General features: G+C 65.3%; 11 protein-coding genes. 3 read left to right on the top strand and 8 right to left on the bottom strand.

Annotated elements, in window-relative coordinates; all coding sequences use genetic code 11:
- Window positions 1-14: 14 nt before the first annotated feature.
- The 6 genes from BN973_RS16195 to BN973_RS16170 all read right to left on the bottom strand — a co-directional run bounded on the left by BN973_RS16195 (window position 15) and on the right by BN973_RS16170 (window position 5,179).
- Window positions 15-1,382, bottom strand: coding sequence for an MCE family protein (locus BN973_RS16195; RefSeq protein WP_036469351.1), 1,368 nt, complete (start codon window positions 1,380-1,382; stop codon window positions 15-17).
- A 4-nt stretch (window positions 1,383-1,386) separates the two neighbouring features.
- A complete protein-coding gene (locus tag BN973_RS16190; RefSeq protein WP_036469349.1) occupies window positions 1,387-2,235 on the bottom strand; it encodes an ABC transporter permease in 849 nt (282 codons plus the stop codon).
- Between the two features lie 9 nt (window positions 2,236-2,244).
- Entirely contained in the window at window positions 2,245-3,018 is a 774-nt protein-coding gene (locus BN973_RS16185) for an MlaE family ABC transporter permease (protein WP_036472536.1), read from the bottom strand.
- A gap of 303 nt (window positions 3,019-3,321) precedes the next feature.
- A complete protein-coding gene (locus tag BN973_RS16180; protein ID WP_084163419.1) occupies window positions 3,322-3,516 on the bottom strand; it encodes a ferredoxin in 195 nt (64 codons plus the stop codon).
- Window positions 3,513-3,917: a nuclear transport factor 2 family protein gene (locus BN973_RS16175; protein WP_036469348.1), complete on the bottom strand. Its 405-nt coding sequence runs from the start codon at window positions 3,915-3,917 to the stop codon at window positions 3,513-3,515. The genes BN973_RS16180 and BN973_RS16175 overlap by 4 nt, the downstream gene beginning before the upstream one ends.
- Window positions 3,914-5,179: a cytochrome P450 gene (locus BN973_RS16170; protein WP_036469347.1), complete on the bottom strand. Its 1,266-nt coding sequence runs from the start codon at window positions 5,177-5,179 to the stop codon at window positions 3,914-3,916. Before BN973_RS16170 ends, BN973_RS16175 begins: the two co-directional genes overlap by 4 nt.
- A gap of 160 nt (window positions 5,180-5,339) precedes the next feature.
- Here BN973_RS16170 and BN973_RS16165 point away from each other — a divergent pair, with 160 nt between their 5' ends.
- The gene (locus tag BN973_RS16165) at window positions 5,340-6,509 is read left to right on the top strand and encodes a LuxR C-terminal-related transcriptional regulator (RefSeq protein WP_036472534.1); all 1,170 of its coding nucleotides are present in this window, start codon (window positions 5,340-5,342) and stop codon (window positions 6,507-6,509) included.
- Window positions 6,510-6,512: 3 nt separating this feature from the next.
- Here BN973_RS16165 and BN973_RS16160 read toward each other — a convergent pair whose 3' ends face one another.
- Together BN973_RS16160 and BN973_RS16155 are read right to left on the bottom strand one after the other, a co-directional pair.
- Entirely contained in the window at window positions 6,513-7,997 is a 1,485-nt protein-coding gene (locus tag BN973_RS16160; protein WP_036472533.1) for an aldehyde dehydrogenase family protein, read from the bottom strand.
- Between the two features lie 17 nt (window positions 7,998-8,014).
- The gene (locus BN973_RS16155; protein ID WP_036469346.1) at window positions 8,015-8,434 is read right to left on the bottom strand and encodes a hypothetical protein; all 420 of its coding nucleotides are present in this window, start codon (window positions 8,432-8,434) and stop codon (window positions 8,015-8,017) included.
- A 222-nt stretch (window positions 8,435-8,656) separates the two neighbouring features.
- Between BN973_RS16155 and BN973_RS16150 the strand changes: the two genes are divergently transcribed.
- Both BN973_RS16150 and BN973_RS16145 read left to right on the top strand, forming a co-directional pair.
- Window positions 8,657-9,049 carry a limonene-1,2-epoxide hydrolase family protein gene (locus BN973_RS16150; protein ID WP_051641288.1) on the top strand — a complete coding sequence of 131 codons (393 nt, stop codon included), beginning with the start codon at window positions 8,657-8,659 and terminating at the stop codon, window positions 9,047-9,049.
- Window positions 9,050-9,062: 13 nt separating this feature from the next.
- Window positions 9,063-10,265, top strand: coding sequence for a TetR/AcrR family transcriptional regulator (locus BN973_RS16145; RefSeq protein WP_036472527.1), 1,203 nt, complete (start codon window positions 9,063-9,065; stop codon window positions 10,263-10,265).
- Window positions 10,266-10,322: the final 57 nt, after the last annotated feature.

Here is a 10,322-nt window from a genome sequence, read left to right as displayed (position 1 = left end):
GGTTTCGTCGGGGCTCACGGTGGTGGTGTCGGGCCAGGCTCGGCGGGCGGCGGGGCGGGGGGCACCCCCGGCCACAGGGGTACTCCGTTCGGTCCGTACAGGGCCGCGCCGTACGGCGGACCCCCGGGGTTGGGCCCGATGGCCGGCCCCGGAATGCACTGGCGGACCGACGGCGGCTTGGGCTCGGCGCGGGTCACCGGGAAGTAGTCGGCCCAGCAGGGATGCCCGAGGCCCGGGTTGGGCCGGATATCGAGCCCGGTCCCCCACCCGGTGTTGGTGACGAGTTCGCGCACCGGGAAGTTCTTGCTGGCATCCGGCAGTGACCCGCACCCCGGCTTTCCGCCGGGGCCGCCCTTGGCCGCGACGAGTGGCACGTTGTCGGGAAAGACATACGGGTCGTTGCCCAACAACAGTGCGACGTCGAGTTGCAGCGTGCGGCCATCCGCACCGCCCCACGCGGAATAGCCGCCGTTGTCCAGATACCACTTGGTGCCCTGCAGGAAGCAGGTGTATTCGGGGTTGTATTTGAGCAGCAGGTTCGTCGTCGGCTCCAGGTCGTTCACGGATGCGACGAGATTGTCCCTGCTGTAGCCGAGCAGGCTGACTCCGGACTTCGATACGCCAATGACGTTGAGCAGCAGGTTATCCAGTTGATGTGAATGATTCACGACGGTCGTGCTGGTGGTGCTGGCGGCGTCGAGGATCGTCACGATGTCCTGGGCCGCAGCGCTATAGGTGTCACCGAAAGTCTTCAGGGAGCGCCAGTCCTGGCGGATGGTCTCGCTGCGCGCGTTGAGCGCCGCGAGTACCTGGTTGAGGTCCGTGGTGGCCTGCCCGATACGCTCCCCCTGGCCGCGTACGGCATCGGCCACCGCCGTCAGCACAGCGTTCAGCTTGAGTGGGTCGATCATGTTGAGCAGGTCGACGACGTTCTCGAAGACGGTGTTGATCTCGGTGCTGACATTCTTCGAACGCAGGACGGCCCCGGCGGCCAGCCGCGCACGACTTGGGTGCTGCGGCATCACCAGGTCGACGAACTTGGCGCCGAACGCGGTGGTGGCGCTGATCTGGGCGTCGACATTGGCTGGAATGTAACGGATTTGGTTGGGTTCGATCTCCAGCTGGAGGCTGGTCCCGTGCTTGTCCTGATTGCTCTGGCCGATCTGGCTGACCCGGCCTACTTGCACGCCGCGCATCATCACCTTGGCGCCGGCGTCCATCACCAGCCCCGAGCGGTCCGCGGTGAGCGTGACGGGCACATAGGACCGCAGGGTGCCGTTGAAGGACATCGCCGTCACGAGGACAACCACACCGATCGCCCCCACCAGGAACAGTGTCCACCATGCGTCATGCAGACGGCGGTTGGCTTTCCCGCGACTCATCGCACTAGCTCGCCAAGTGGAAGTTCGGGGAGTGGCCGTAGATGGCCAGCGTCATGATGACGATCGCGATAGAGGCGAGCACCATCGAGGCGCGCACCGCGCGGCCAACCGCTTCGCCGACTCCGGCGGGCCCGCCGTGCGCGGTGTACCCGTAATAGGTACACACCAGCATGATCATCAGCGCGACCACGACGACCTCGAACGACGACCAGAGCACGTCGGTCGGGCGCAGGAACGTGTTGAAGTAGTGGTCGTACACACCGGAGCCCTGCCCATAGACCGCCGTGGTTCCGATCCGGGCGGCCAGGTACGCCGTCATCAGCCCGACGCAAAATAGCGGGATCGCCACGACCACCCCGGCCAGCACCCGGGTGCTGGCCAGATAGCTGACGCTGCGGATCCCGATCACCTCGAGCGCATCGATTTCCTCGTTGATCCGCATCGCGCCCAGCTGGGCGGTGGCGCCGGCACCGACGGTGGCGGCCAGCGCGACCATGACGGTTCCCGGCTGTATCTCGCGGGTGTTGAAGAACGCGGACGCGAAGCCGGTCAAGGCCTCCACGCCCACCGAGGCGAACTGGTTGTAGCCCTGCACCGCCACGATGGCACCGGTGGTCATCGCCAAGAACCCGACGATGACGACCGTCCCGCCGATCACCGCGAGAGTTCCGACGCCCAAACCCATTTGGGCGATCACCCGCAGCAGCTCGCCGCGGTAGTGCGTGACGGCATCGGGGATCCCCGCCACGGTGCTGACGTAGAACCGGACCTGCGATCCCATCCGAGTCCATTCGCCCGCAACGGATTTCGCAACGCGCCGCACCGGTGTTCTGCTCGGAACGCTGACCGTCATCGGTTCACCTCACGACACCATGAACGGCATGCCGACCGCCGTGACGATGATGTTGATGACGAACAAGACGATGAAGGCGAACACCACGGTCTCGTTGACCGCCCTGCCGACGCCGGCCGGGCCACCGCCGACCGACATGCCCTTGTAGCAGGCGATCAGCCCCGCCATCAGCCCGAACAGCGTCGCCTTGATCATCGAAATGATCACGTCGATCGTGTGGGTAAGGGTGGTCAGACCTGCTACCCACGCACCCGCCGAGACGTGCATCAGGAAGACCGAACAGAAGAACGCGCCGATCAGACCCGTCGCCGTCACCACCGAACTCAGGGCCAAGGAGATCGTCGTGGCCGCCAGCACACGCGGAACCGCCAGCGCCTGAATCGGGTTGATGCCCATCACCCGTAGCGCGTCGAGTTCTTCCCGGATGGTGCGCGCGCCCAGGTCGGCGCACATCGCGGTGGCGCCCGCGCCCGCAACCACCAATACCGTAACTATCGGGGCGCTTTGGTCGACGGTGAAGATCGCGCAGCCGGTGCCGGAAAAATCCGCCGCGCCGATATCGGTGAGCAGGACGTTGAACAGGAAGCCCGAAATCACCGCCCACGGGATCGTCATCAACACCCCCGGCAGTGTCGATACCCGCGCCACGAACCAGCACTGAAAGAGGTACTCGCGCCAGGCGAACGGCGGCCTGAAGATGGACACGAACGTCTCCAGCGACATCACGAAGAAATCGCCCATCGCGCGGACCGGCTTCGCCGCCTGGCCGACCACCATCACCATCGCGCCATGCACCGCCTGGATCCGACGCCGTGTCGTCGGGTGGAGTTGCTCACGTTGCCCCCCGGACAGGTCGAAGTGGACGAGTGACACCCGCGAGGGTACGCGGCGCGTCGCCATCATGTCCATAGCCAATACGCATAATCATCACTAACGCATTCGTAAATAACCAAGCAAAACAGCACTTATGTGTGATGATGTATCTAGATAGTACCGTCGTCATGTCGGGCGGATAGCCGCGTGTGCGGCCGTGCCGGGCGCTGTTCGTCGGCCCGCCTCCGGGCCGTGTCACGTTGGCCGGACAGCTCACTCCAAAACCAACTGCAGCGCCCCGGACGGGCACAGTTTGACCGCGTTATGCACCCGCCGCTGGGCGCCATCCGGAACCTCGTCGGAGGCAAGTAGCACGACACCGTCGTCGTCCTGGTCGAAGAACTCGTCGGCGGTCATCACGCACATTCCGGCGGACATGCAGATCTCGCGGTCGGCGGTGACCTTCACGAGAACGCCTGCAGGGTCAGCGCCGAGTTCATGAAGTCGCGGAAGTGCAACCAGCGGCCGTCGCGCAGCGTGATGATGTGCGCGAACTCGGATTCCCATTCGTGTCCGGTGGCGGGCCGACGGAAGCGCTGTCGGCCCCAGGTGGCGAGTTCGTCGCCCTGGGCGATGAACTTCCAGGCTTCCATCTCGACGATCTCGATGTTCTGTCCGACCTTGGTGAAGAACATCGTCGCTTCGTCGATGCCGCGGTAATCGCCTGCGTAAGGGATGGATTCGGTGCCGTAGTAGGTGATCCGCACCTCGGGATCGAGATAACTCAGCGCGGTGTGCAGGTCACCGGCGGGGACGGCGGCGTAGATGGTCTTGGTGGCCGCGATATTGCGGGACTCGTTGGCGGTCATGAAAGGTGAAGGGGCAGGCGGACATAGGCGTGGGTCAGCAGGCTGGCGGTCTGCTTGGTGCCGGGATCGTCGGTCAAAGCGATCGTTTGATAGCGATCGAGCACCGCGTTGAGCACCGCCGTCACCTCCAGCCGGGCCAGCGAAGCGCCCAGGCAGAAGTGCAGCCCGTGGCCCAGCGAGAGCTGCTGGCGAATGTTTCCCCGATCGATGTCGAGCCGATCCGGATTCTTGAACACCGCGGGATCCCGGTTGGCCGAGCCGAAGAACAACGCCACCCACTCCCCTTTGCGGATCAGCTTGCCGTCGATCTCGACGTCGCGGGTGGCGATGCGGAACAGGCGTTGCGGCGGCCCGTCGAGCCGAAGTGTCTCCTCGACAAAGAGGTTCAGCAGGCTTCGGTCGGCACGCAGGCGCGCCTGCACCTCGGGCTCGCGCGCCAGCGCGTGCAGCAGATTGCCGATCAGAAAGGTGGTCGTCTCACTGCCGGCCACCACCAGGGTGACGCAGAACCGCACGATCTCCTCGGGTGTGAGACGCTGCCCGTCCACTTCGGCGCGCAGCAGCGCCGAGATCAGGTCCTCGGCGTCCTCCACTCCCTCGTTGTCCTCACCGGTCTCCCGCTCCGCCAGCCGGGCGGTGTGCTCGGCGAGTCGACTGGCGAACGTCATCACCATCTCCTCGTTGCTGGCGATGCGCTCCTCGGGCGTAAGCGACGACGAGAGCATGAAAGCGTTGGCCCACCGCCTGAACCGGACGTGGTCGCCGTCGGGCAATCCCAGCAGTCGCACCATGGCCCGGGTCGGCACCTCGGCGGCGAATCCCATCACCTCGACGGTCCCGTCGCCGCCGTCGTCGAGGGATGCGAGCAGCCGCGGGATCAGCTCGCTCAGCCAGCCCTCCAGCTTCTTGACGCGGCGCGGGGAGAACGCCTGGCCGACCAGCTTTCGTTCGACTTCGTGCTTGGGCGGGTCCGTGTTGACCAGCATCAGACTCGGTGCGGACGAGGCCTCCTGCAGGGGATCGCGCGACGAGAAGGTCGTGCTGTCCTTGGCGGCCTCGAAGACCTGGTCGTACCGGAACAGGGCCCACGCGGTGACGGGCTCGTCGGCGCCGGGAATGGTCCCCGGCGGCCAATCCCGATACCCCGCAACGGGTGAGAGCTTTCTCAGCTGCTCATACAGCGGATACGGATTGGCGACGCCAATGGGGGTGGGCAGTAATTCGATCGCGGAAACCGATTCCGAAACGGGCGCTGAGGACATGCGATCAGCCTGTGTCACTCGCGGTGGCAAATCGATCCCCCGTTGGGGAGTACTCCTGCTCCCGTACGAGGTGAATTTCCGATTTCGGCCATGCCACGGCCCGGCTCAGAGGAAAGTGAGCAACGTGATCGGTGTCAACGTTGACGATGCCGGTTCGGGCATGCCCGAACCCCCCGCGCTCGATGCGCTGGCCGACGGTAACCACCCCGGTTGGGCGTCCCGTCCGGCACGCGAATCCGACGCCGCGCGCCGCTACCGCGAGGCGTTTCAAGACGGCGAGATCGATCCGACCGACGACCCATTGGCGGTGGTGGCCGAGGCCATCGACACCAAGGCGGCGATCGTGCGTAATGCGTTGGAGGCACGCGGGGATGAGCGCGCGGCCAATGCGCTCGACGGATTGCTGGACCTGTGCTCGCTGGAACGGGAGTTGATCGAGGACGACGCCAAGCGGCGCACCTTCGCGTTGCTGGCCGTACAGGAGGCCTTGAGCAAGTTGCGCGCCGTCGACGACGTCGCGACGATCGTCGACCGGGCGCCGCGCGAGATGGTGGAATCGTGTGGATTCGACCGGGCCGTGCTCTTTCGGGTGCACGAGGGCCGAATGGTCATGGAGTCAGCGTATTTCGGCGAGGACACCGTGGGCGCCGAGAAGATGGTCGCGTTCGCCCAATCGGTCGCACCCCTGCTGGATCACATGCTGATCGAAACGCAGATGATCCGCCGGCACGCGCCCGCGATCGTGCGCGACGCCCGCAACGACCCCCGGGTCAATCGGCCGATCGTCGATTTCTCGTTGACGCACTCCTACTGCGCGGCCCCGATCATGCCGACGGGCAAGGTGATCGGGTTCCTGCACGCCGACCGGCTCTACTCCGGCCGCATTGTCGACGAGATCGACCGCGACACGGTGTGGGCGTTCGCCGAGGGTTTCGGCTATGCCTACGAGCGCACCGTCTTGCTGGAGCGAATGCGTCGTCAGCACACCGAGGTCCAGCGTGCGCTGGCGTCCGCGGACGAAGCGGTCCGCGCCCTGCAGGACGCGGATTTGGACCTGCGCAAGATCGAGCCGGTCGAACGCAGCCCCGCCGCACGGTCATTGGCCGAGGTGCAGACCCGGGTGATGACGATGCTGACCCGCCGCGAGGTCGAGGTGCTTCGGCTGATGGCGGCCGGCCGCACCAATCAGCAGATCGCCGAGGAGCTGGTGATCTCGGCGGGCACGGTGAAGTCTCACGTCAAAAGGGTGCTGCGCAAGCTGAACGCGACCAACCGCGCGGAGGCGGCGTCGGCGTATGTGCGGCTTGCCAGCGTGCCCGAAATAGGCTGATGCTCAGGCATTGCCGAGTAAAACGTCGTACGGCTTCGCCTCGCGTCCGCCGGACAGATCCAGGTGTACCGTCTTGACCTCCGTGTAGGCATCGAGAGCGTCGGGACCCAGTTCGCGTCCGATGCCGCTCTGCTTGTAGCCGCCGAACGGAAGCTTGCAATTGATCTGGTGCGCATCGTTGATCCACACGCTGCCGGCTCGAATCCGTTCGGCCATTGCCAATCCCCGGGCGTTGTCGGATGTCCAGATGCTGGCGGCCAGACCGTAGTCGCTGTCGTTGGCGATCTCGATGGCGTGTTCGTCGTCGTCGTAGCCGATGACCACGAGCACCGGGCCGAATACTTCTTCGCGCGCGATCGTCATGTCGTTGGAGACGCCGGTGAGAATCGTTGGCGCAAGCCAGAATCCTTTGTCGAACGATCCGCCGGTGATCGCTTCGCCGCCGAGCGCGACGGCGGCTCCGGCCGCCCGCGCGTCATCGATGTAGTTCAGGATGCGCTGGCGCTGCGCCGCGTCGATCACCGGACCGAGATCGGTGTCCCAGTCGCGGGTCGGGCCGACCACGATCGTCTTCGCCCGGGTGACGAGACGGTCGACGAACTCATCGTGCAATGCGGCGGGAATCAGTGCACGAGTTCCGGACTCGCAGATCTGGCCCGAGTAGGCGAAGCAGCCATAGAGCACTCCGTCGACGGCCAGATCGAGGTCGGCGTCGTCGAGAACAACCGACGGCCCCTTGCCCCCGAGCTCGAGCGTCACCTGTTTGACCGTGCCCGAGGCCAGCCGCATGATTTCGCGCCCGACCGCGGTGGAGCCGGTGAACGCGATCTTGCCCACGTCGGGATGCGACGCGAGCCGGGCCCCGGCAACGCGGCCTTCCCCCGGCACCACGTTGAGTACGCCCGGCGGCAGGCCGTTGTGTTCGGCGATGCCGGCGAACTCCAGTATCGACAGCGGGGTGTGTTCGTCGGGCTTCACCACGACACTGTTGCCGGCCGCGAGCGCCGGTCCGATCTTCCAAATAGTCAGCAGCAGAGGGAAATTCCACGGTGTGATGGCGCCGACCACACCGATGGGCTCGCGGTGCACGACGCTTTGACTGAGCACCGGGAAGGTCTCGACCGGAGCCGGCCGCTGCCACGCGTAGCTCTCGGCGAGGTCGGCGAAATAGCTGAAGTGGCTCAGCGCGTACCCGATGTGAAATCCGGTGGCCAGTCGGATGGTGGCGCCGTTGCACGCCATCTCCAATTCGATCAGCTCGTCGCTGGCCTGATGGGCCGCGGCCGCGATCCGGTGCATCACCTCGGCGCGATCGTGCGGTGTCGCGCGCGACCAGGTGCCCCGCTCGAAGGCGGTCTTGGCGGCGGCGACCGCCGCGTCGATATGTGACACATCGCCTTGCGCGACGGTCGCGACCAGCTCCTCGTCGCCGGGGTCGATGATGTGCATCCGCTGTCCGGAGTCGACCGGCCGGCCGCCGATCAACATCGGGTGATGCGGGACGCTCACCGGTCACCACTTTCCGGGGCCACCGCGCGATCTTTTTCGGCGATCTTGGCTCGGTACATCGGAAACAGCGGTTTGGTCAGCGGGATGAGCCGCAGTATCTTGCCGATCTGCCCCTTGGCCTTGACCTGGCCCTTGGCCAGGCCGACGGTGAGGTTGTAGTCACCGCGCCAGAATCGGTCCGCCACGTCGGCGGGCATCGTCATCGTGATGTCGGGGTTGAGATAGCTTGGGCCGCAGACGACTTGGAAATCGTCGCGCAGCGCCACAGTGAGTTCGTAGGCCGGATCGGTATAGATGACCCGCAGCACGATATTGGCGGCGCGGAACTTGGGCCCGGACTGCGGGTGGTCTCCCGCCTCGCGAAACACGCCCCCGATGTATCTGTCGATCTCACTGGAATCCGTGAAGAAACTCATGATTGGCATGCAATCACCGTGGCGCTGCCATGGTCAGACCCCAAACGGGAAGTCTTGGTGACCCGAAGGAGAGAGGCGCGGTGGCGCAGTGGCCGCGCGGCCGCACATATGTCTATAGCGGATACGTCAAATCATTCAATGTCAGCACATCAAATCGCATGTGGTAGCGCACTTGATGCGACAAGATGTATTTTGATAGTCCGACGAAAAGGAGCCGTCCGCATGACCGACACGAAGGAAGCCAGCGAGAAGCTTGTCCGAGACTTTCTGGGGTCGTGGCAGGCGCGCAGCCTGGACCGCATCTGCGCCGGCTTTGCCGACGACGCGGTCTACCACAATGTGCCGGTCGAGCCGATCGAGGGAATCACCGGTATCCGCGCGGTTTTTCAGGCGTTTCTGGACGCATTCTCCGACGCCAAGCTCGACATCCGCACCCTGGCCGCCGAGCCCGGTCTGGTGCTGGTCGAACGTATCGACTATTTCACGATGAACGACGGCCGGAAAGTCGAGCTCCCGGTCACCGGCGTGTTCGAGGTCAAGAATGGCAAGATCGCCCGCTTCAGCGACTACTTTGATCTCGCGGACTTTGAGGAGCAGAGCGGAATGAAGCTGTAAGGGGGTGCAGTCGATGGAGACCGTCACCCAGCCCGTGCGGCGCCGCCCGAAGGACCGAAAGCAGCAGATTCTCGACCAGGCCGTCGGGCTTTTCATCGACCGGGGTTTCCATTCGGTCAAGTTGGAGGACATCGCCGAGGCTGCGGGAGTGACCGCGCGGGCGTTGTACCGCCACTACGACAACAAGCAGGCGTTGCTGGCCGAAGCGATCCGTACCGGCCAGGATCAATACCAGAGCGCGCGTCGTCTCACCGACGGCGAGGCCGAGCCGACGCCGCGACCCCTGAACGTCGAGCTTCCGGATTTGATCGCGGCGGCCATCGCCTCGCGCTCCCTGACGGTGTTGTGGCAGCGCGAGTCCCGCTATCTCAACGAGGACGACCGGGCCGAGGTGCGGCGGCGTATCAACGCGATCGTCGCGGGAATGCGCGACAACGTCCTGCTCGAGGTGCCCGGTCTGAGCCCGCCGCATTCGGAACTGCGGGCGTGGGCGGTATCCAGCACGCTGACCAGCCTCGGCCGGCACAGCCTGACACTGCCCGCCGACGAGCTCAAAGAGCGCCTGTACCAAGCGTGTATGGCCGCGTCGAAGACCCCTGAAGTCTGCGAGTTGCGCCCGCTCGAGGCTGCGCGCGACGACGAAGCCGTACTGTTCTCCCGCTACGAGACCCTGCTCGCCGCGGGCGCCCGACTCTTCCGCGCACACGGTTATCCGGCCGTCAGCACCAGCGAAATCGGCAAGGGGGCCGGGATCGCGGGTCCCGGTCTGTATCGGTCCTTCTCGTCCAAGCAGGCCATCCTGGACGCGCTGATCCGCCGCCTCGACGAGTGGCGAAGCCTCGAGTGCATCCGTGCCATCCGCGCGAATTCCGAAGCAGTGCAACGTCTGCGCGCACTCGTCGAGGGACACGTCCGCATCAGCCTGGACGCCCCGGACCTGGTTGCCGTGTCGGTCACCGAACTGTCGCACGCTTCGGACGAAGTGCGAGACGGTTACCTGAGAAACCAGGCCGACCGCGAGGCCGTCTGGATCGAGCTCATCCGCAAGGTGGTGCCCGAGACCAGCGTCGCCGAAGCCCGGCTGCTCGTTGCGGCGGCAATCAGCTTCATCGAAGATGTCGCCCGCACCTGGCATCTCACCCGTTACGCCGGAGTCGCCGACGAAATCACCGCGATCGCGCTGTCGATTCTGACCAGCCGGTCCGAACCTGCCTGACCCCGCTCGCGACACTTAACTCACATACACGACACGCCGCGGATCGTCGCCGTGGTT

This window comes from Mycobacterium triplex, assembly GCF_000689255.1.
Lineage (GTDB): Bacteria > Actinomycetota > Actinomycetes > Mycobacteriales > Mycobacteriaceae > Mycobacterium > Mycobacterium triplex.
This window is presented reverse-complemented; position numbering and strand designations above follow the sequence as displayed.